Genomic DNA, 20830 nt, shown 5'->3' with positions numbered 1-20830 from the left:
AGCCGGACCCTCTGGGACGAGAGCCGGAGCCTCGCCGGGTAAGCCGCTCGCCAAGACACGTGTAAGCCGTTCGCTAAGAAGGGTCGCGCCTGCTCGACCAGGCGGATGACAGCGGCGAGTATGCGGCTCGTGACCGTACGTACCAGCGCCGCAGCCGCCGTGATCCTCACGGCCACGATCGCCGGATGTGGCGCCCCGGCTCCTCAGAATGTCCAATTCCCGCCCCTCAACACGCAGGCCGCCTCCCTGAAGGAGGGCTTCTCGACAATGGAGCGCCTCGTCGAGGCGGCCAGGAAGGAGGGGGCGCTCACGGTGATCGCGCTGCCGCGCGACTGGGTGAACTACGGCGAGATCATCGACACCTTCTCGGAGGAGTACGGGATCAAGGTCCACCAGCTGGAGCCCGACGCCAGCAGCGCCAGGGAGATCGCCGCCGCGGCCGAGCTCAAGCCGGACGTGTTCGACCTGAGCATGGACGTCGCCGCGGCCAGGTCCGCCCTCTTCGCGCCGTACCGGGTCCAGGGCTGGCAGGACATCCCCGACCGCCTGAAGGACCACAGGGGGCTCTGGTACGCCGGGTACGGCGGGTACATGTCCATCGGCTACGACCCGAGCAAGGTCGCGGCCCCGGCGTCCTTCTCCGACCTGCTCAAGCCGGGGCACAGCGTCGCGCTGCCCGGCGACCCCCGGGAGGTCTCCGCGGCCTTCAACGGGGTGATGGCCGCCTCCCTCAGGGGCGGCGAGGTGAAGGCCGAGCGGGGCGTGGAGTTCTTCCACCGACTCAAGGGCGAGGGCAACCTCGCGGCCACCCCCAAGGCGGCCTCGGTGCTCGTCGACTGGGACTACCACAACGCCGAGCGGGCCGCCGTCGACAAGGCGTGGCGGGTAGCGATCCCCGGTGACGCCGTGCTCGGCGCGTACTACGTCCAGGCCGTCAGCAAGCGGGCCCCGCACCCGGCCGCGGCCCGGCTCTGGCAGGAGTTCCTGTTCTCCGACCGGGGCCAGAACCTGTTCCTGAAGGGTTACGCCCGCCCGGCCAGGATGGAGGCCCTCCAGATGCGCGGCACCCTCGACCGCGAGCTGGCCGCGAAACTGCCCGCGACCAGCGCGAAGCCGGTGATCCTCTCCATCCCGGAGATCGACAGGGCCAGGGCCTACGTCCAGCGTGAATGGGCCAGGAAGGTGAGATGAACCTGAGGCTGCCGAGACTGATATGTCGTGACTTCCCAGAGGCTCTAAAGTGTCTGGAGAGACCGACAAGAGGTCTCGCGTCTCAGAATGTGAGCTGATCGTCTTGCGATACGACACCCCGAGCTCGATGAGGTGGAACGCTCGCGCCTATGACAGCAGCTTTGGGTACGTCTCAGCGCACGGCGCCCCCCTGGTCGACCTCCTCGACCCGCAACCGGGGGAGCGCATCGTGGATCTCGGCTGCGGCACGGGGGTGCTGACGGCCGAGATCACCTCCCGCGGCGCCCGCGTCCTGGGCATCGACGGGTCGCAGGCGATGATCGAGAAGGCCCTGGCCCAGCATCCGGGACTCGACTTCATCGTCGGCGACGGCCGCAACTTCACGGTGGCCCAGCCCTACGACGCGGTCTTCTCCAACGCCGCCCTGCACTGGATGGGCCGGGAGGCGGACGCGGTGATCACCAGCGTCCGCGAGGCCCTCACCCCCGGCGGGCGGTTCGTGGCCGAGATGGGCGGCGCGGGCAACTGCGCCGCGCTGACGGCGGCGCTCTCCACCGCCTGGCGGGAGTACGGGCTGCGCGAGCCCGACCTGCCGTGGTACTTCCCCACGCCCGCCGAATACGCCACCCGGCTGGAGAAGGGCGGCTTCACCGTCCGCCTGCTGGAATACTTCGACCGGCCGACCCCGCTCGACGAGTGCCCCGGCGGGGCGGCCGACTGGGTCCGCATGTTCGCGGGTTCGCTGCTCAAGGAGGTGCCCGCGGAGATGGTCGACCCGCTGCTCCGCAGGGTGAACGAGCTGGCCGCGCCCGCCCTGCGGCGGGAGAGCGGTTGGATGGCCGACTATGTTCGACTGCGGTTCGCGGCCGTACGCCGCTGAACCGACCCTATGCGCCGGGGCGATTTGCCAGACTATGGTCTGTTCCATGAGTCTCGTTCCCCGGCCACATGGAGTGACTCGGGCGGCTTGAGGGGCTGGTGAAGGGAACGGATGAACTTCTGTCTGAGTGACCTCGTGCCGCCGCTGCGCTGGAGCGACGCGGCCACGATCCCACTTCTGCGCGAACAGCCCGACCTACCGGACGCTTGGTGGCGGAGCCTGCCGATGGCCCGCGTGCTCGCGGTGCTGGGCCCGGAGAGGCTGGCCGACATCCTCGCCTCGGTCGCCCTGAATCACTGGCCGGCCGCCGCCGTGGGTGACGTGCTCCCCGCCCTGCACGTCCTGGACCCGGACGACGCGGACGAGCCCTACACGGCCATCGCCCTCGACCGGGCCGGGTCCTGGCCCGGCCTGCTCTCGCTGACCGGCCACGATCTGCGCGACCAGCCGTTCATCCAGCCGGTACCGCTGCTGCAGGCCCTCTTCACGGCGGTCTTCACCCGCCTGGCGGCCCCGGCCCACCTGGTTCCGGCGTCACACGCGGCCGGGTCCTCCCGGGCGGCGGTCTCCTCCCCCGGACCGGTGGCCCCCCTCGCGCCCGCCGCGAGCGAGCCCGTCACGAGCGAGCCTGTTTCGAGTGGCCCTGTTTCGAACGGCCCTGTTTCGAACGGCTCTGTTTCGAGTGAGCCCGCCGTCGGTGGACTCGTCGCGGGCGAGCCCGCCGGGGACCTCCCGGCTCCGGACGCTCCGCCCGCCGCCGTGACCTCCCACCCCGAGGAGGCGCCGGAGCCGGGCCCCGAGGCCGTCGCCGAGCCCATCGTCCTGCCGAAGCGCAGGCCGCCCCGGGAGCGCGACGCCCAGCCCGCGTCCGGAGCCCTCGGCGCGCGGGACGCGGACACCGGGCCCCGGGAGGCCCCCGGCTCGCTCTTCCAGCCCGCCTCCGCGAGGAGGAACCCGCGGGAGGAGCGGTTCGCGGCCGACCCCGAGGACGCGAGGTCTCCCGAGGACCTGAGACTCGCCGAGGCCATCAGGCTCGCCGAAGCCGCCAGGCTCGCCGAGGCCGCCGAGGCCGGACCCGCCGGGGCGGGGGTCGTCGCCGGGACCGGCTCCGCGAAGGCGGACGCGGATGTGGACGCGGATGTGGACTCCGCCGTCGCCGAAGTCGAAGCCGAACCCGTCCCCGCGCCCGATTCCGGTCCCGCCTCCGAACCGGCCTCCGAGTTCGAGCCCGGACGAGCCCCCGACTCCGAACGGGCCCCCGAGTCCGAACAAGCCCCCCGGTTCGAGGGCGAATCACGGGACGACTCCCAGGACAGCCCCGAGGACGCACAGGCGGACGACCGCGCACCCGCCGTTGCCCCCGAGGCCCCCGAGGCCCCAGGGGCGGAGGACGCCCCCCGGCCGGTCGCGGAAGGCGACGAGAGCCACGAGGACGACAAGGACCACGAGGACCACGAGGACCACGAGAGCCACAGGGCGGCGCAGCCCGGACGCAAGAGCCTGCACGCGCTGGTGGACGGCGTCTTCGCCAACGCCGAGGACAAGCGCTGGGCGGTGGCGCAGAACAGGCTGTTCAGCGACGCCCCGGCGACCGTGGAGGCGCTGGCCAAGCTCTTCGCGGTGTCCCCGGAGGTCATCGGCGGCATCGAGGCCGACCTGCGCCGGGAGCTCGCCGAGTGGACCGCCTCCGACGAGGCCGCCCCGTACCGGGAGCACCTGGAGGAGGTGAAGGGGATCCTCGGCAAGGCCGCGCCCAGGGAGCGGCTGATCGACGCGGCCCCCTGGCACACCCTGGAGCTGCACTCCCTCGACGTACCGGCCTGGCAGTTCGTGCTGGCCGGCCTGCCCGAGTACCACCTGGTCGACGAGTGGCTGGTGGAGGGCGACATCACCGAGCTGCGCCACCGCACCCGCGACATGATCAGCGGCGCCAAGCCGCCGCTCACCATCAACAAGGCCCTCGACATGGTCTCCTCGCTGGGCATCCACCCCGAGGTGTCCAAGGAGTGGCTGGAGAACGTCCCGCAGCTGCGCATCCTCGGCGCGGGCGAGCGGCCTCCCCAGCGCTCGAACGGCGCCCCGGCCCTGACGGTGGAGAAGCCCTCCGAGGGGGCCGGCGGCCCGCAGAACGGCGGGGAGCCGAAGAAGGCCCCGTTCCGCCCGCTGAAGGACGTCTCGCTGACCAGGCGCTGCTTCCGGCAGCCCGACGGCCGCTGGTGGCTGAGGATCGACGTCACCCCTGAGCACCTGGAGGGCGCCGAGTGCCCGCTGCCCAGCGGGTTCGCCGCCTACCTCGGGATGTCGCCCGGTGACGGCCGTACGGTCAGCAGCGCGGTCGGGGAGCTCGTCCTCAGCTGGCAGGACCGGCCCGTGCTGGAGTCGCTCATGACGCTCCTGGAGGACGTGGGCGCCAGGGAGGGCAGCCACCTGTTCCTCACCCTGTCGGACGAGGGCGTGCTGCGGGCCAGGCACCTGCCGGCCGCCGGCGAGGAGGTGGAGGCGACGGCGCGGGCGCTGCGGCTGGTCGGCTACACCGCGACGGGCGGCACCCCCGAGCAGGCCGGGCGGGTCATCGCCACCCGGGTCGGCATGACGGGCCCGGTGGCCACCCCCGAACTCCTCACCCGGCTGCGGGAACGCGGGGACCGCGATCTCCTGTCACTGTTGGCCTGACCCATGCCCCGCCTCGCCATCTCCCCCGACTTCCCCGTCGAACTCGGCGCCCTGGCCCAGCCGGTGCGCCGGGACGTCGTGGTCTCGGCACGCAGGTTCCTGCAGAACGTGGCGGGCGCCCCGCACCCCGAGCGGGTCAGGGGGGCGAGGGACCCCCGGGTGGCCACCCTGAGGCTCGCCGACCGGCACCGGGGCGTCGTGGTCAAGCAGCGGGACGTCTACTGGCTGCTGACCGTGCTGCCGGACGCGGAGGCGTGGGCGTACGCGCAGCGCTACCGGTTCGGCGTCAACACCGCGCTGGGCGTGGTCGAGATGTGGGACGCCGAGGCGCTGGACCGGGTGCGGCCCGCGGTGCGCAGGGCGGCCGAGGCCTCCGCGACGCGCCTGTTCGCCGACTTCTGCGACAGCGACCTGGCCGAGCTGGGAGTCGACGGCCGGTTCCTGCCGCTGGTCAGGCAGATCACCGACCAGCTCACCCTGGAGGCGCTCGAACCGCTGCTGCCCCCCACGCAGTACGAGCCGCTGGCGGCGCTCGCCAGGGGCGAGTCGATGGCCGGGGCCTGGCGGGAGCTGGAGAACTGCCGCGCCGTCGCCGCGGACACCGAGCCGATCAACCCCGAGGACTTCGGCGCCGCGCTCCAGCGCAGCCCGGACCGCGCCGTCTTCACCGACGACCCGGGCGAGCTGAACCGCGTGCTCGACGCGCCGGGCTGGTGCGTGTTCCTGTACCCGCCGCAGCACCGGCTGGCGTACTGGGACTCCTACCAGCAGCCGACGCTGGTCACCGGCGGCGCCGGCACCGGCAAGACGCTCGTCGCCCTGCACAGGGCGGCCCACCTGGCCGGGCGCGCGAGCGGGCAGATCCTGCTCGTCACCTTCTCCCAGGGGCTGAGCGCCGAGCTCGCGGCCAGGCTGGACCTGCTCGTCGAGGACGAGGTGGTCCGCAAGCGGATCGAGGTCGGCAACGTGGACCGGCTCGCCCACCGCATCGTCGCCGAGGCCGAGGGGCGCCCGCCCGCCCTGGTCGGCGCCGGCGAGCTGACCGCGCTCTGGGAGGAGACGCGGAGCGGCCACAGCCCGGCGTTCCTGCTGCGCGAGTGGGAGCAGGTGGTCCTGGCGCAGAACCTGCGGACCCTGGAGGAGTACCTGGAGGCCCCCCGTCCGGGCCGCAGCGTCGAGCTGGCGGCCGAGGAGCGCGTCTCCGTGTGGAAGGCCGTCGAGCACGTCACCGGGCGGCTGCGGGAGCGCGGCAAGCGGACCCTGCTGCAGCTGGCCTCCGAGGCGTCGGTGCTGCTCGGCCAGACGACCGGGGACCTGCTGGAGGAGGCGGAACCGGCGCGGGAGCCGTACCGGCACATCGTGGTGGACGAGGCGCAGGACCTGCACCCGGCGCAGTGGCGGCTGCTGCGGGCGGCGGTGCCGCACGCCCGCGACGACATGTTCATAGTGGGCGACCCGCACCAGCGGATCTTCGACACGCGGGTGACGCTCGGCGCCGTCGGGATCGACGCGATCCAGCAGCGCCTGAGAGTGTCGTACCGGCTGCCCCGGGAGATCCTGTCCTGGGGGGTGCGGTTACGCGGGGGCGGTCCGGCCGACGGTCTCGTCAACGGTGTGCAGGAGCTCTACCGTTTCCGGGGCACCCGGCACGGGGTCCGCCCGATGGTCCGCGCCTACCGTTCGGCGCAGGATGAGCTGACGGGTCTGGTGGCACAGGTGGGACAGTGGGTGAATGAGGGCGTGACGCCCGAGGAGATAGCGGTGGCCGCCAGGACCGCCGGCCTCGTGCGTGACGCGCGGGCCGCTCTGCGTGATCTGGGGGTACGGGTGACGACGCTGCACGGCATGAAGGGGCTGGAGTTCCGGCGGGTGGCGGTGATCGGCGTGGCCGACGGGATCGTGCCCGACCCCGACTCCCTCACCCCGGTCGGCGAGGATCCCGCGGCCAGGGCGCACGATCTCCAGCGCGAGCGCGGCCTGCTCTACGTGGCCTGCACCCGGGCGAGGGAACTCCTCTACGTTTCTCATCACGGACGGGCAAGTCCCTTCCTTCCTACCTGACCACATAGTCTGAACTGCGGATATATTCCCCTTTGCCGGTTGGACCTCAATGAACCTCAGCCTGAGCGACATCGCGCCACCCTTGCGCTGGACCTCTCCCGGCCAGGTAGCGCCGATCGCGACCGACCCCCGCCTCCCCGAGGCGTGGTGGCAGGCGCTCCCGCTCGACACCGCCTGCTCGACCATCGGGACGTCCGAGGTCGCCGGTCGCCTGACCGACCTCGCCCTGGCGTGCTGGGGTCACCTGATGCTCGGTGACGTTCTCCCCCTGCTCAGGTTCGCCGACCCCGCCGCGAGCGTCCGCACGCCCGAGGGGCTCGGCCGCGAGGTGGTGCACAAGCTGTTCACCGGCGTGCTGGAGCGGCTGCTCGAACCCGTCACCGAGGAGAGCGTCGCCAGGATCCGCCCCTCCCGGCCCGACCGGCCGCTGCCCGAGCTGATCGACGAGGTCTTCGCCACGCTGGACGAGCGCCAGCGGGCCATCGCCAGGGACCGGCTGTACGCCTCCCAGCGGGCCACGCTCGACGATCTCGCCCAGCGGTTCTCGGTCACCAGGGAGCGCATCCGGCAGATCGAGCGCGACCTGCGCGACCACGTCGAGGCCTGGCTCGCCAAGGACGACGCGGCGCCGCTGATCGCCCACGTGTCGTGGCTGCGGGGCCGGCTGGGCTCCGCCGTGCCCGCCGACGACCTCGCCGCCGCCGTACCGTGGCACCGCACCGACCTGGCCACGCTGGGCATCCCCTCCTGGCGGTTCGTACGGACCCTGCTGACCGGCTACGAGCAGGTGGACGGCTGGCTGGTCGCCGGGGGGGCCGACGAGCTCAGGGAGAAGACCCGGCAGCTGTTCACCGACGGCCCGCGCCCGCTGGACGAGGCCGTGACGCTGGCCAGCCAGCTCGGCATCCGCGAGGACGTGGCCGAGCGCTGGCTCATCGCGGTGCCCCAGCTGCGGGTGCTGGAGAACCACGTGGTCCCCTGGCCGCGCAGCGTCAACGACAAGGCCGAGGCCGTGCTGGCGGTGGCGGGCGGCCCGCTGACGCCCGAGGAGATCCAGGAGCGCATCGGCGAGGACTACAGCCTCGTCGGCATCCGCAACCAGCTCACCGCCGACGACCGCTTCCTGCGGGTCGACCGGAACAAGTACGGGCTGTCGCGCTGGGGCGGCGAGCAGTACCTGGGCATCCGGGAGATGATCGTCAGGGAGATCGAGCGGTCCAACGGCGAGGCGTCGGTCAACACGATCGTCACCAACCTCACCGGGCGCTACGACGTGAGCGAGAGCTCGGTCCGCGCGTACGCGGGCGGGCCCGGCTTCGAGCGCACGCAGCGCGGGTGGATCAGGGTGGCCGGGTCCGAGCAGGCCGACTACCAGCCGCGCCGGGACGTCTCGGAGACCCGGCGCTGCTTCCGCAGCCGCGACGGGCGCTGGTGGCACCGGGTGGACGTCAACGCCGAGCACCTGCGCGGCTCGGGCTCCCCGCTGCCGACCGGCTTCGCCGCGCACCTGGGCATGGCCCCCGGCGGCCAGCTCACCGCCTCCACCCCCTCGGGCGACGTGGTGATCAGCTGGCACAACCAGCCGACCATGGGGTCCATCCGCCCCGTCCTGATCGCCGCCAACGCCTCCGAGGGCGACCACGTCTTCCTCACGGTCTCCGACGGCGGCGAGCTGCTCACCCGCTACCTGCCCGCGGCCTCACCGGCGCTGCCCGCGCTGAACCGGGCGCTGCACCTGATCGGCTACACGGCGCCGGTGGCCTCGGAGGCCGAGGGTGTCCGCCTCATCGGCGCCCGCATCGGCCTGCCGGACGGCTGCACCCGCGAGGAGGTGATCGCCCGCCTGCGCGACCGGGGCGACCGCGAGATCCTCGCCTTCCTCGAAGGCTGAGGCGTCGCGCCCCGGGCCCGGACACGACCGGGCCCGGGGCCATGTGGGCTCGTACGCTGTGGGGCCGGGCGTGATTGCGTAGGCTCGGCACATGCTGAGCCTGTATGACACACGGAATCGCCGGGTTGAGCGGATCGTTCCCGAGGGGACGCGCTCCCTGCGGATGTACACCTGCGGCCCGACCGTCTACAGGTCGGCCCACGTGGGCAACCTCCGGTCCTACCTGCTGGCGGACCTGATCAGGCGGGTCAGCGAGCGGCAGCGGGTCCGGGTGGTGGCCTGCCGCAACATCACCGACGTCGGGCACCTGGTGGACGACACCGAGATCGACCCCACGGGCGAGGACAAGGTGCTCGCCCAGGCCAGGGCCGAGGGGCGCGGCGTCCTGGAGCTCGCGCGGTTCTACGAGGACGCCTTCGTGGCCGACACGACCGCGCTGAACATCCGCCCGCCCGAGCACTCGCCCCGGGCGAGCGAGACGATCGACCTGATGATCGAGATGATCGCGAAGCTGATCGAGAAGGGTCACGCGTACGCGGTGCCCGACGGGTCGGTCTTCTTCGACGCGGCCTCCTTCCCGACGTACGGGGAGATCTCCGGCAACCGGCTCGACCAGCTGAGGCCGGGCCACCGGATCGAGGCCGTCGACCCGCGCAAGCGGTTCCACGCCGACTGGGCGCTGTGGAAGCCCTCCGAGACGGGGCTGACCTGGGAGACCCCGTGGGGCCGGGGCTTCCCCGGCTGGCACATCGAGTGCTCGGCGATGTCGCTGCGCTTCCTCGGCGAGAACATCGACCTGCACACCGGCGGGATCGACCTGCGCTTCCCGCACCACGACGACGAGCGCGCCCAGTCCGACGCCGCCGCCGGGCACGAGGTGGTACGGCACTGGGTCCACGGCGAGCACCTGCTCTTCGACGGGCGCAAGATGTCGAAGTCCACCGGCAACGTGGTCCTGCTCAAGGACGTGGCGGACGCGGGCCTCGACCCGCTGGCCGTGCGGCTGGCGCTGCTGGAGCACCGCCACCGCCAGCAGATGAATCTCACCTGGGACACCCTGCGGGCCGCCGACAAGACCCTGCGGCGCTGGCGCGGCCAGGTGGCCGAGTGGTCGGAGTCGCCCAGCGGCCCGATGCCCGCCGACCGGGTCTCCCGGATCGAGGCCGCCTTCGACGACGACCTCGACACCCCGCTGGCGCTGCGGCTCCTGCGCGAGCTGGAGCGCGACGACTCGATCTCCCCGGGGTCCCGCTTCGAGGCGTTCCTGCACCTCGACCAGATCCTCGCCCTGGACCTCTCCCTCGACATCGGCAGGTCGGCCAGGCCGGTGAGCCTGCCCGAGGGCGCCGCCGAGCTGCTGGAGCGGCGCGCGCGGGCCCGCGAGGTCAAGGACTGGGCCGCCTCCGACAGCCTCCGCGACGAGCTGGCCGCCCTCGGCGTGAAGGTCGTCGACACCCCGGAGGGCCAGACCTGGTCCTGACGGCCGCTCCGCCCGGGACCGGTAAAGCCTTCCGGTCCCGGACAAGCCCCGGACCGCCCTCGGACCGGCCCTGGACCGGCCTCGGACCGGCCCCGGACCGGCCCTGGACCGGGTTCCCGTTCCACTCGGCGGGACGAAAGCGGCGGATCACCAGGAATGTCGGTCGCGACCGATAGCGTCGCGATCATGAGTGAGATCGTCGTCGCCGTACGACCCGGCACGATCGCGGACCTGGACGGGATCGTCGCCTGCAGTTCCGCGCTGTTCGCCGAGGACGCCGGGACCCGCGACCCGGCCCTGAACGTGAAGTGGCCCCAGGAGCACGGGCGGGCCCGTTTCGTGGACGCGCTGGACGACCCGGGCCGCCTGGTGATGGTCGCCGAGGACGGCGACCGGATCGTCGGCCACCTGACCGGGGCCCTGTCCGGGCCCACCGCGATGCGGCCGGTCACCGTGGCGACCCTGGGCAGCATGTACGTCGAGCCGTCCTACCGCGGCCGGGGGATCGGGGCCAGGCTGGTGGAGGAGTTCAGGCAGTGGGCCCGCCACCGCGGCGCCCGCTACGCCGGGGTGACCGCCTACGCGAGCAACGAGGCGGCCGTCCGCTTCTACCGGACCAACGGCTTCGCCGAGCGGTCCACGGTCCTGGAGACGGTGCTGTAGGACCGGAGGAACGTGCCAGGGCGGCCCGGGAGACCGGCGTGGATGGGGAGCGGGAGGCAATAGGTGTTGAATTGCCGGGTGACAACTATCGCGCCCACCGGGACCCAGCACACCATCGCGGCCGGCGGTTTCCAGGCCGTCATCACCGAGCTCGGGGCGGGGCTGAGAAGCCTCACCCTGGACGGCAGGCCGCTCGTCGTCGACTTCCCCGAGGACCAGCCCCCGCTCGGCGGGGCGGGGCTGCCGCTGCTCCCCTGGCCGAACAGGGTCGAGGACGGCCGCTACACGTTCGACGGCGAGGACCGGCAGCTCGCGCTGAGCGAGCCCAAGACCGGCAACGCGATCCACGGCTTCTCCCGGTCGTTCCCCTGGCGGGTCCTGTCCCGCGACGACTCCTCGATCCGGCTGGGGCTGCGGCTCTTCCCCCAGCTCGGCTACCCGCACGTCCTCGACCTCTCCCTCCGGTACGCCCTGGGCGCCGCCGGTCTGGAGGTCGAGGTGGGCGCGGAGAACGTCGGCGCCACCGACGCGCCGTACGGCTTCGGGGCCCATCCCTACCTGTCCCTCGGCGCCCTCTGCGCCCTTGACGACGCCCTCCTGGAGCTGCCCGCCGCTCAGTGGATCGCGGTGAACGAGCGGAAGATCCCCACCGGCCGCCACGACGTCGAGGGCACCGAGTACGACTTCAGGACCGCCCGCCCGATCGGCGGGACGGAGCTCGACACCGCGTTCACCGGCCTGGAGCGCGGCCCCGACGGCCGGGTGCGGGTCACGCTGACCGGCCCGGACGGGACCGGCGGGGTCGAGCTGTGGGCGGGCGAGGGCATCGAGTGGCTCCAGCTCTACACCGGCGACACCCTGCCGGAGGGCCACCGCCGCCAGGGGCTCGCGGTGGAGCCGATGACCTGCCCGCCGAACGCCTTCCGCACCGGCGAGGACGTCATCCGGCTCGCCCCCGGCGAGCGCGCCGTCCACCACTGGGGAATCGGCCCGGTCTGACGGCCGGCGTCCCGCCGAAGGCGTGGGAACGCCTTCGGGAACTCGGGAACGAGGAGAAGGCCCCTTGTCAGGGAGGGGCCGACCACGTCGCGGAAAGATCCTCAGGGAAGCCGGGCAGGGCTGACGAGGATGCCGTCCTCGTCGCTGTAGAGCCAGGCGCCGGGGGTGAAGACGACCTCGCCGAAGGTGACCGGCACGTCGAGCTCGCCGGTGCCCTCCTTGGCGCTCTTGGCCGGGTTCGAGCCGAGCGCCTTGACCCCCAGGTCCAGCCCGCCGAGGGCGGCCGTGTCGCGTACGGCGCCGTTGACGACGACGCCGGACCAGCCGTGCGAGACGGCGGAGGCGGCGATGACGTCGCCCATCAGGGCGGTGCGCAGGGATCCCGCGCCGTCCACGACCAGCACGTGCCCCTCGCCCGGGGTGGCCAGGACCCGCTTGACGAGAGCGTTGTCCTCCAGGCACCGGACGGTCGCGATCGGCCCGGCGAACCGAGGGCTCGGGCCGTACGAGCGGAACTGGGTCAGGCAGCTCGCGACCGCCGAGCCGTGGGCGTCGACCAGGTCGGCCGTGGAAAGTCTCATGCGTGCATCTTCGCCCTGACCCCGACGCCGACACCACGGGGGTACTGCCACACTTGCGGGAGCACGTCGCGTAGGAGGTTTTTGTGAGGTTTCGCCCGTATGCCTGGATGCCCCGCCCGCTCAAGTGGCTGGCACGGGTGCTCACCGTCTTCCTGGTGCTCGGGCTGCTGCTCGCCGGAGCGGGCGTGTGGAGCGTGCGGGCGTCCTTCCCGCAGCTCGAAGGCGAGCTCAAGGTGAGCGGCCTGAAGGGCAAAGTCACCGTATATCGCGATAAGACGGGTATCCCGCACATCTACGCGGACTCCCCCGACGACCTGTTCCTGGCACAGGGCTACGTGCACGCCCAGGACCGCTTCTTCGAGATGGACTTCCGCCGCCACGTGACCGCCGGGCGGCTGTCGGAGATGTTCGGCTCGGCGACCCTGACCGAGGACAGGGTCATCCGGACCATGGGCTGGCGGAAGGTGGCCGAGAAGGAGCTGCCCCTGCTCGACGAGCGGACCCGGCGCTACCTGGACGCCTACGCCGCCGGGGTGAACGCCTGGATGGGGCGGAACGACGGCTTCGCCGACAGGAGCCTGGAGTACGTGCTCCTGCGGGCGACCAGCCCCGACTACCGGCCCGAGCCGTGGACGCCGGTCGACTCGCTGGCCTGGCTCAAGGCGATGGCCTGGGACCTGCGCTCCAACATGTCCGACGAGATCGGCCGGGCGCTCGCGGCGAGCAAGCTGCCGCGCGGCCGGGTGGAGCAGCTCTGGCCCGGCTACCCGTACGACACCCACCAGCCGATCGTCACCCGGGGCTCGGTCGGCGAGCGCGGGTTCGACCAGGGCCAGGAGCCCAAGAAGGTCGAGACCGAGCGGTCCGGGGTGGCTCCGGCCACGGGGGCGCTGACCCGGGCGGCCGAGGCGATCCGCGCGGTGCCGAGCCTGATGGGCGACCCCGCGGGCGGCCACGGCATCGGCTCGAACTCGTGGGTCGTCGGTGGCAGGCACACCGCGTCGGGCAAGCCGCTGCTCTCCAACGACCCCCACCTGGGGCCGGGCATGCCCTCGGTCTGGTACCAGGCCGGGCTGCACTGCCGCGTCAAGAGCCCCGAGTGCCCGTTCGACGTCACCGGGTTCACCTTCTCCGGCGTGCCGGGGGTGGTCATCGGCCGCAACGACAAGATCGCCTGGGGCTTCACCAACCTGGGCCCGGACGTCGCCGACCTCTATCTGGAACGGGTCAAGGACGACTCGTACCTGTTCATGGGCGAATGGAAGCCGCTGGCCACCAGGACCGAGACGATCAAGGTGGCCGGAGGCGCCGACGTGCGGCTCAAGGTGCGCGACACCATGCACGGGCCGATCATCTCCGACGTCATGGAGAACGTGAAGAACACCCTTCCGGGCATGGACACGGTCTTCGAGGAGCGGGCCGACGCGGTCGCGCTCAAGTGGACGGCCCTGGAGCCGGGCAGGACCGCTGACGCGATCTTCGCGCTGAACACCGCGCAGGACTGGCAGCAGTTCAGGAGCGCGGCCGCCAAGTTCGAGGTGCCCGCGCAGAACCTGATCTACGCCGACACCTCGGGCAACATCGGCTACCAGGCCCCCGGGCGCATCCCGGTGCGGACCCGCGGCGACGGCACCTGGCCGGTGCCCGGCTGGACCGGTGAGTACGGCTGGCAGTCGACGATCCCCTTCAACGAGCTGCCCAGCCTCTACAACCCGCCGGAGGGCTACATCGTGACCGCCAACAACGCGGTCGTCGACCCCGCCCGCTACCCGTACACCCTCACCAAGGACTGGGCGTACGGCTACCGTTCCCAGCGCGTCCTGGACCGTCTCCGCGAGGCGGTGAAGGACGGCGGCAAGGTGGACGTGGCCGCGATGAGCGAGCTGCAGCAGGACAGCGACAACGGCCTCGCCCGGTTCCTGGTGCCCAGGCTGCTGGACGTCGAGATGGCCGGGCCCGCCAAGGACGCCCGCGAGCTGCTGCGCGAGTGGGACCGCGGGCAGGACATGGACTCGGGCCCCGCGATGTACTTCAACGCCGTCTGGCGGCACCTGCTCGTCGAGACCTTCAACGACGACCTCCCCGAGGGCGCCAGGTCCCAGGGCGGAGACCGCTGGTTCGAGGTCGTCCGGGTCATGCTCGACAGGCCGGACGACGCGTTCTGGAACGACACGGCCACCCCGGGCGCCGAGACCCGCGACGACATGCTGCGGCGGGCGATGGCGCTCGCCTACGACGAGCTGAACGACCTGCTCGGCCCGGACGTCAAGGCCTGGCGCTGGGGTGACCTGCACTCCCTGGAGCTCGTCCACCAGACCTTCGGCACCTCGGGCATCGGCCCGGTCGAGTGGCTGTTCAACCGGGGCCCGTTCCCGGTGTCCGGCAGCGACGACGCGGTCAACGCCGCCGGGTGGGACGCGCAGGACGGCTACGCGGTGAGCTGGCTGCCGTCCATGCGGATGGTGGTGGACCTGGCGGACCCGGACAAGTCCCGGTGGATCAACCTGACCGGCGCCTCCGGCCACGCGTTCCACGCCAACTACTGGGACCAGGCGCCGCTGTGGGCGGGCGGCGAGACCACTCCCATGCTCGCCCGCCGTGAGTCCGTCGAGAAGGCCGCCACCCACACCCTGACGCTCAGCCCCTGAGGCTCCTGACGCCCCGCGGCCCGGCCGCTCCCCTTCGGGCCGCGGGGCGTCAGGACGCCTGAGCGTCAGGACGCCTGAGCATCAGGACGCCTGAGCGTCAGGAGGTCAGGACGCGGGACTCACCGACGGCGAGGTCCCACAGGTCGGCGCGGTCCCGCCCGGCCTCCGCCCAGGCCACCCTGGCCTCCTCCACCGGCGCGAGGAGCGACTCGCCGGACAGCACGAACGTGCCCCAGTGCATGGTCGCCATCCGGCGGGCCCCCACGTCCTGGCACGCCCGCACGGCCTGGGCGGGATCGACGTGCGCGGCCTGCATGAACCAGCGGGGCTCGAAGGCCCCCACCGGCATCAGGGCCAGGTCGATGCCGCCCGGATAGCGGGCCCCGATCTGGGCGAAGCGCTCACCGTACCCGGTGTCCCCGGCGAAGTAGATCGTCTGGTCGCCGGAGGCGATCACCCAGCCGCCCCACAGGGACTTGCAGGTGTCCCAGACCGACCGGCGGCTCCAGTGGTGGGCCGGGACGAAGTCGAAGCGGACCCCGCCCACCCAGGTGCTCTCCCACCAGTCGAGCTCGGTGACGTCGCGAAACCCGCGCCGGGTGAACCAGGACCTGAGCCCCGCGGGCACCAGGACGGGCGTGCCTCGCGGCAGCCGCCGCACGGTCCGCGCGTCCAGGTGGTCGTAGTGGTTGTGGCTGATCACCACGGCGTCGATCCTGGGCAGGTCCGCCCACGCGACCCCGGGCGGGGTGAGCCGGGGCCGGTGGATACCGGCGATCTTCCTCGCCCAGACCGGGTCCGTGAGGATGGTGAGCCCGCCGATCTGCACCACGTACGTCGCGTGTCCCACCCAGGTGACGATCGCGTCGGTGCCCGTCGCCAGGGGAAGCCCGTCCCGGTGGACCGGGATGCGGTCCTCGTCCCCGACGCCGGGCCGGAGCGTGCCGTGCCAGGCGACCGCCAGCAGTTCCTGGAACGTCGGGATCGGCGAGGTCAGCCGGTCCTTGAAGCCCCCCGGCCACGACCGTCTCGGCAGGGGCTCGGGCCGCCTCGGCGGCGCCGGTCGCACGCTCGGTGACGCCGTTCGCACGGGGGGCACCGGCAGTGCGGATCGATCGGAAAGTTCCGGGAGTCCGGGGAGTCCCGGGAGCTCGGGAGGGCGGAGTGCCGCCTCGGGCCCGGTGGCCCGCCGCTCGGCGGACCGGTCCCTGACCGCCCGGCCGGCGGTCCGGCCCAGTTGCCTGAGCGCGCGCACCGGTCGCGTGTTGAAGCGGGCCGACCACCCGGAACGCCGCGGGGGCTCTTCGAGGAGGCCGTCGGGTTCCGCGGGCGCGTGGGAGGTGAGTTCTCGGTGGGACGTCTGTGACATGGGCGGCCCCCTTCGGTCATCAACAGCTCACCCCTTGTAGATCCCCCCACAGAGAGATTCATTCCTTTTGCGGGGGTCTAGTGTGAAACCACCAGGGGGATTTACGGCTGTAGTTACCGTCCTCCAGGTTCGCGAGCCGCTCGAAAAGGTTCCACGAGGCCTGGTTGCCGCAGATCATCATGGAGACGACCACCGCGACGAGATAGAGCGGGAGCATCGGCAGTCCCACGCAGCACATGTACTGCGAGGCGTGCCGGTCCTCATGCTTGAGCAGGGGACCGGTGAGGAAGCCCTCCGGGTGCTTGGTCAGCACCACGTTGCCCACGGTGAACGCCGAGGCGATCGGGAACCGGAAGCGGTACCCGTACGCCAGGAGCAGCCCGTCGGGGCCCACGGTCACCCGGGCACGGCCGACGCGTGCCAGGAGCAGCCCCAGTGGGGTGGACAGGTTGACGTAGTTGAGAGTCCGCCGTACCCGATGCAACCGCCGCATACCGGGATTGTGCGTCATCCCGGGGACGGGCGACAGTGGCTTTCCCGGCTCCCCGGCCTTCCCCACGTCCGACAAGGGGCGTCAGGGAGCGGACGGCCCCGGCGGACCGGACGGACCGGACGGGAACTGCGGGCCGGACGGGAACTGCGGACCGGGCGGACCGGGCGGCATGTACGGGCCTGGCGGCATGGGAGGGGATCCCGGACCGGGACCGGGACCGGGTCCGTATCCGTGCGGGGTGAGCAGCCACGACCCGGCCACGGAGGCCGACGGCGAGAGCATGACCCCCGCGGCGATCGCCGCCAGCCCTCCGTAGAGGTAGAGGTAACCGGACAGGTCGTTGGCGATGACCAGGTCGCCCTCCGAGCGTCCGGAGATCCAGAGCATGGTGATCAGCGCCCAGCCCGCCGCGAACGACAGGGGCGCCGCCTTGCCGCGCGTCATCCGGCCGGCCCCGTAGGTCACCGCGAACAGCAGGGCGAGGCAGCCGACGGCGGAGACCGGGACGGGCCTGACGTACCAGGAGTGCTGGAACCCGCCGAGGACGCCCAGCAGGAGCCCGAGCACGACGAGCACGGCGTTGGCCGCCACGGTGACGACCGTCTCCGAGGGTTCACGCACGGCTGGTACCTGCTCCATCACAAGCACCGAGGCTAGTGGATCCCGGCGAAGAGGTCGTCCTCGCGGTCGTACGGCTCGCCGAGCCCTCCCACCTCGATCGGCGCCCCGGGACCGGCGGGCCCCGGCACGCCGGAGCGGAGGATGAAGTGCTCGACCCCGAGCACCTCCTGGCCGACGTCGTTGGACAGGGCGAACCAGGGCGGGTCCACGCTGATCTGGGTGGCGTGCGCCCGCATCGCGTCGATCTTCCGGCCGACGTGGGCGCGGGCGTCGATCTCGGTGGTGACGTCCTTGTCCGCGCAGCCGAACGGCAGGTCGTCGACCGGCTCGGCGAGGAAGGGCGCGCCGCTCTCGCGCATCGCCTCCTCGGTCCGGTACATCACGGACCTGGGCATGGCGGTGTGGTAGACCTTCGCGACCCGCCACACCCCGCCCCCGCCCTCACCCGGCACCGGCTCGAACGCCGGGTCGGCGGCCAGCTCGACGGCCCGCCAGGCCACGCGGTGGGCCTGGATGTGGTCGGGGTGGCCGTAGAAACCGTTCTCGTCGTAGGTGACGAGCACCTGGGGCCGTACCTCGCGGATGATCCTCACGAGCTCGCCCGCCGCCTCGTCCAGGTCGGCCCGCCAGAAGGCGTTCGCCCGGTGGTTGGAGGCGACGCCCATCATGCCGGAGTCCCTCCAGCGGCCGGGACCGCCCAGGAACCGGTGGTCGGTGACGCCGAGCGCCGCGCAGGCCGCGGCGAGCTCCCCGACGCGGTGCTCACCCAGGGTGTCGTCGCGGTCGGCGGCCAGGTGGGCGAGCTCCGGGGGGATGACCTCCCCCTCCTCCCCCAGGGTGCAGGTCACCAGCGTGACGTGCGCGCCCTCGGCGGCGTATTTGGCCATGGTGGCCCCGCTGCCGATCGTCTCGTCGTCCGGGTGGGCGTGCACGAGCATCAGGCGCCGATCAGTCATGCGTCCGAGGGTATCGATGCCGGACATCATGCGAAACGTCGCATTCCCCGGTCCCTCCGCACCTCGAAAACAAGACACTCGATGCGGAACTGGCAAGATGGCTCGTATGAGTGAGAGCTTCCCTCGCCTGCACGCCAGAACCCGTCGATTCACCCTCGGAGTGCCGCGCGGCTTCACGATCGCCCCGGGCGGTGACCGCGTCGTGTTCCTCAGGACCAGGAGCGGCTTCGACCCGGTGACCTGCCTGTGGGAGTACGACGTCCTCAGCGGCACGGAACGGCTGGTCGTCGACCCGCGCGCCCTGGCGGCCGACGACGAGGACCTGCCGCCCGAGGAGCGGGCGCGCCGCGAGCGGAGCCGCGAGCAGGCCGGGGGCATCGTCGGGTACAGCACCGACGCGGCGGTGACCGTCGCGGCGTTCGCGCTCTCCGGCGGCCTCTACGTCGTCGACCTGCGCACCGGGCAGGTGCGGCGGCTGAAGACCTCCGGCCCGGTGATCGACCCCCGGATGTCCCCCACCGGCGTCCACGTCGGCTACGTGACCGGCGGCGCGTTCCACATCCAGGACCTTGAGGACGAGGTCGACCACGCGCTGGCCCGCCCCGAGTCCCCGGAGGTGACGTACGGCCTGGCCGAGTTCGTCGCCGCCGAGGAGATGGACCGCATGCGGGGCTACTGGTGGTCCCCGTCCGGCGACGCGATCCTGGTCGAGCGGGCCGACGACTCGCCGGTGCAGCGCTGGCACATCGCCGACCCGGCCAACCCGGCCCGGCCCGCCACCGAGCAGCGCTACCCCGCCGCCGGTACGGCCAACGCCGGGGTCGAGCTCTTCGTCCTCACCCTCGGCGGGGCCCGCGTCGCCGTGCCCTTCGACGACGAATACCTGGTCAACGCCGCCTGGGACGCCCACGGCCTGTCGATCGTCACCATGACGCGCGACCAGCGGACCATGCGGCTGCTCGACGTCGACCCGGCCACCGGCGCCTCCACGGTCGTCCGCGAGGACACCGACCCCGCCTGGGTCGACGTCGTCACCGGCGTCCCCGGCCACCTGTCCGACGGCAGCCTCGTCTGGGCCGCCACCTCGGAGGGCGGCCACCGCCTGGTCGTCGGCGACTCCCCCGTCACGCCGCCCACCCTCCAGGTCCGCGAGATCCTCGACATCGACGGCGAGACCGTGCTCTTCCGGGCGAGCGGGGAGCCCACCGAGATCGCCGTCTGGGCCTACCGGAGGGGTCAGATCACCCTCGTCAGCCCGACCGAGGGCGGCGTCTACAGCGGCCACACCGCGGGCGGCACCCTGGTGATCACCGGCCAGACCCTGGGCAGCGAGGGCTCGGCCACCCGCGTCCTGCACAACGGCACGCCCCGCGGCCACATCGCCTCGCACGCCGAGCGCCCCAGCCTGGACCTGCGGGTCTCCCTGATCAGGGCGGGCGAGCGCGACCTCGCCACCGCCGTGCTCCTGCCCTCAGGACACGTGCCCGGCTCGGCGAAGCTGCCGGTCCTCATGGATCCGTACGGCGGACCGCACGCCCAGCGCGTGCTGGCCGCGGCCGGAGCTCACCTGACCAGCCAGTGGTTCGCCGACCAGGGCTTCGCGGTGGTCGTGGCCGACGGCCGGGGCACCCCGGGGCGCGGCCCGGAGTTCGAGCGGGCCGTCCTGCACGACCTGGCCACCCCGGTCCTGGAGGACCAGATCGACGCCCTGCACGGCGCCGCCGCGCGGTTCCCCGACGACCTGGACCTGTCGCGGGTCGGCATCAGGGGCTGGTCGTTCGGCGGCTACCTGGCCGCCCTCGCCGTGCTCCGCCGCCCCGACGTGTTCCACGCGGCCGTCGCCGGGGCCCCGGTGACCGACTGGCGCCTGTACGACACCTGCTACACCGAGCGCTACCTCGGCCACCCGGACGAGGGCCACTACGACTCCTCGTCGCTGTTCGCCGACGCGGGGAAGCTGGACCGGCCCCTCCTGCTGATCCACGGCCTGGCCGACGACAACGTGGTCGCCGCGCACACCCTGCGCCTGTCCTCGGCCCTGCTGGCCGAGGGCCGCCCGCACAACGTGCTGCCGCTGTCGGGGGTCACCCACATGACCCCGCAGGAGACAGTGGCGGAGAACCTGCTGCTGCTCCAGGTCGACTTCCTGAAGAAGGCGCTGTCCTCCTGAGACCGTTCTCTCGAAGCGTTCTTCTGAGACGTTCCCCCGAGACGTTCTCCCGAGGATTGAACGGCCCGTACCCGGTAGCGGGTGCGGGCCGCGCCGGGCGCGGCGCGGGAGGGCGGGCGGGCGGAAGGGTGGGCCCGTCAGGAGCGGGAAGTAG

Annotated in this window: 15 protein-coding genes; 10 read left to right on the top strand and 5 right to left on the bottom strand. The window is 72.5% G+C overall.

The genetic code is table 11. The features are described 5' to 3' along the window. Positions 1-267 precede the first annotated feature (267 nt). The 8 genes from ACFYWM_RS07415 (at position 268) to ACFYWM_RS07380 (ending at position 11838) form a co-directional block, all read left to right on the top strand. Positions 268-1191 (top strand): ABC transporter substrate-binding protein, encoded by a 924-nt coding sequence (locus tag ACFYWM_RS07415; RefSeq protein WP_389910022.1) that lies wholly within the window; start codon positions 268-270, stop codon positions 1189-1191. Positions 1192-1318: 127 nt separating this feature from the next. Further along, positions 1319-2071 carry a class I SAM-dependent methyltransferase gene (locus tag ACFYWM_RS07410; RefSeq protein ID WP_389910019.1) on the top strand — a complete coding sequence of 251 codons (753 nt, stop codon included), beginning with the start codon at positions 1319-1321 and terminating at the stop codon, positions 2069-2071. 111 nt (positions 2072-2182) lie between these two features. Further along, on the top strand, positions 2183-4744 hold the full coding sequence (locus ACFYWM_RS07405; RefSeq protein WP_389910016.1) for a hypothetical protein: 2562 nt from the start codon (positions 2183-2185) through the stop codon (positions 4742-4744). A 3-nt stretch (positions 4745-4747) separates the two neighbouring features. Continuing rightward, entirely contained in the window at positions 4748-6805 is a 2058-nt protein-coding gene (locus ACFYWM_RS07400) for a UvrD-helicase domain-containing protein (RefSeq protein ID WP_389910013.1), read from the top strand. A 49-nt stretch (positions 6806-6854) separates the two neighbouring features. Then, positions 6855-8696 (top strand): sigma factor-like helix-turn-helix DNA-binding protein, encoded by a 1842-nt coding sequence (locus tag ACFYWM_RS07395; protein ID WP_389910010.1) that lies wholly within the window; start codon positions 6855-6857, stop codon positions 8694-8696. Between the two features lie 91 nt (positions 8697-8787). Next, positions 8788-10176 carry a cysteine--tRNA ligase gene (gene cysS, locus ACFYWM_RS07390; protein WP_389910008.1) on the top strand — a complete coding sequence of 463 codons (1389 nt, stop codon included), beginning with the start codon at positions 8788-8790 and terminating at the stop codon, positions 10174-10176. A 186-nt stretch (positions 10177-10362) separates the two neighbouring features. Further along, a complete protein-coding gene (locus ACFYWM_RS07385) occupies positions 10363-10839 on the top strand; it encodes a GNAT family N-acetyltransferase (RefSeq protein ID WP_389910006.1) in 477 nt (158 codons plus the stop codon). 78 nt (positions 10840-10917) lie between these two features. Further along, positions 10918-11838: an aldose 1-epimerase family protein gene (locus ACFYWM_RS07380; RefSeq protein ID WP_389910004.1), complete on the top strand. Its 921-nt coding sequence runs from the start codon at positions 10918-10920 to the stop codon at positions 11836-11838. Between the two features lie 101 nt (positions 11839-11939). On the opposite strand, the gene rraA is transcribed toward ACFYWM_RS07380, so the two are convergent. Then, positions 11940-12419, bottom strand: coding sequence for a ribonuclease E activity regulator RraA (rraA, locus tag ACFYWM_RS07375; protein WP_389910002.1), 480 nt, complete (start codon positions 12417-12419; stop codon positions 11940-11942). A gap of 107 nt (positions 12420-12526) precedes the next feature. Here rraA and ACFYWM_RS07370 point away from each other — a divergent pair, with 107 nt between their 5' ends. Further along, positions 12527-15067 (top strand): penicillin acylase family protein, encoded by a 2541-nt coding sequence (locus tag ACFYWM_RS07370; RefSeq protein WP_389910277.1) that lies wholly within the window; start codon positions 12527-12529, stop codon positions 15065-15067. A gap of 97 nt (positions 15068-15164) precedes the next feature. Here the strand turns inward: ACFYWM_RS07370 and ACFYWM_RS07365 are convergent, their stop codons facing one another. The 4 genes from ACFYWM_RS07365 to mshB form a co-directional block, all read right to left on the bottom strand. Then, positions 15165-16157 carry an MBL fold metallo-hydrolase gene (locus tag ACFYWM_RS07365; RefSeq protein WP_389910000.1) on the bottom strand — a complete coding sequence of 331 codons (993 nt, stop codon included), beginning with the start codon at positions 16155-16157 and terminating at the stop codon, positions 15165-15167. 337 nt (positions 16158-16494) lie between these two features. Beyond that, complete coding sequence (locus tag ACFYWM_RS07360) at positions 16495-16929, bottom strand: hypothetical protein (protein ID WP_389909997.1); 435 nt, start codon at positions 16927-16929, stop codon at positions 16495-16497. 81 nt (positions 16930-17010) lie between these two features. Beyond that, positions 17011-17550 carry a DUF6113 family protein gene (locus tag ACFYWM_RS07355; protein ID WP_389909994.1) on the bottom strand — a complete coding sequence of 180 codons (540 nt, stop codon included), beginning with the start codon at positions 17548-17550 and terminating at the stop codon, positions 17011-17013. A gap of 32 nt (positions 17551-17582) precedes the next feature. Further along, the gene (mshB, locus tag ACFYWM_RS07350; RefSeq protein WP_389909991.1) at positions 17583-18506 is read right to left on the bottom strand and encodes an N-acetyl-1-D-myo-inositol-2-amino-2-deoxy-alpha-D-glucopyranoside deacetylase; all 924 of its coding nucleotides are present in this window, start codon (positions 18504-18506) and stop codon (positions 17583-17585) included. Positions 18507-18612: 106 nt separating this feature from the next. Here mshB and ACFYWM_RS07345 point away from each other — a divergent pair, with 106 nt between their 5' ends. Further along, entirely contained in the window at positions 18613-20676 is a 2064-nt protein-coding gene (locus ACFYWM_RS07345) for a prolyl oligopeptidase family serine peptidase (RefSeq protein ID WP_389909989.1), read from the top strand. Positions 20677-20830 lie beyond the last annotated feature (154 nt).

Origin of the sequence: Streptosporangium sp. NPDC002721 (assembly GCF_042888905.1) — a bacterium.
Lineage (GTDB): Bacteria > Actinomycetota > Actinomycetes > Streptosporangiales > Streptosporangiaceae > Streptosporangium.
This window is presented reverse-complemented; position numbering and strand designations above follow the sequence as displayed.

Bases quoted from the DNA above. Each gene is read 5' to 3' on its own strand.
- ACFYWM_RS07415 (WP_389910022.1), top strand. From the start codon at position 268: ATGGAGCGCCTCGTCGAGGCGGCCAGGAAGGAGGGGGCGCTCACGGTG.
- ACFYWM_RS07410 (WP_389910019.1), top strand. From the start codon at position 1,319: ATGAGGTGGAACGCTCGCGCCTATGACAGCAGCTTTGGGTACGTCTCA.
- ACFYWM_RS07405 (WP_389910016.1), top strand. From the start codon at position 2,183: ATGAACTTCTGTCTGAGTGACCTCGTGCCGCCGCTGCGCTGGAGCGAC.
- ACFYWM_RS07400 (WP_389910013.1), top strand. From the start codon at position 4,748: ATGCCCCGCCTCGCCATCTCCCCCGACTTCCCCGTCGAACTCGGCGCC.
- ACFYWM_RS07395 (WP_389910010.1), top strand. From the start codon at position 6,855: ATGAACCTCAGCCTGAGCGACATCGCGCCACCCTTGCGCTGGACCTCT.
- cysS (WP_389910008.1), top strand. From the start codon at position 8,788: ATGCTGAGCCTGTATGACACACGGAATCGCCGGGTTGAGCGGATCGTT.
- ACFYWM_RS07385 (WP_389910006.1), top strand. From the start codon at position 10,363: ATGAGTGAGATCGTCGTCGCCGTACGACCCGGCACGATCGCGGACCTG.
- rraA (WP_389910002.1), bottom strand. From the start codon at position 12,419: ATGAGACTTTCCACGGCCGACCTGGTCGACGCCCACGGCTCGGCGGTC.
- ACFYWM_RS07370 (WP_389910277.1), top strand. From the start codon at position 12,527: ATGCCCCGCCCGCTCAAGTGGCTGGCACGGGTGCTCACCGTCTTCCTG.
- ACFYWM_RS07360 (WP_389909997.1), bottom strand. From the start codon at position 16,929: ATGCGGCGGTTGCATCGGGTACGGCGGACTCTCAACTACGTCAACCTG.
- mshB (WP_389909991.1), bottom strand. From the start codon at position 18,506: ATGACTGATCGGCGCCTGATGCTCGTGCACGCCCACCCGGACGACGAG.
- ACFYWM_RS07345 (WP_389909989.1), top strand. From the start codon at position 18,613: ATGAGTGAGAGCTTCCCTCGCCTGCACGCCAGAACCCGTCGATTCACC.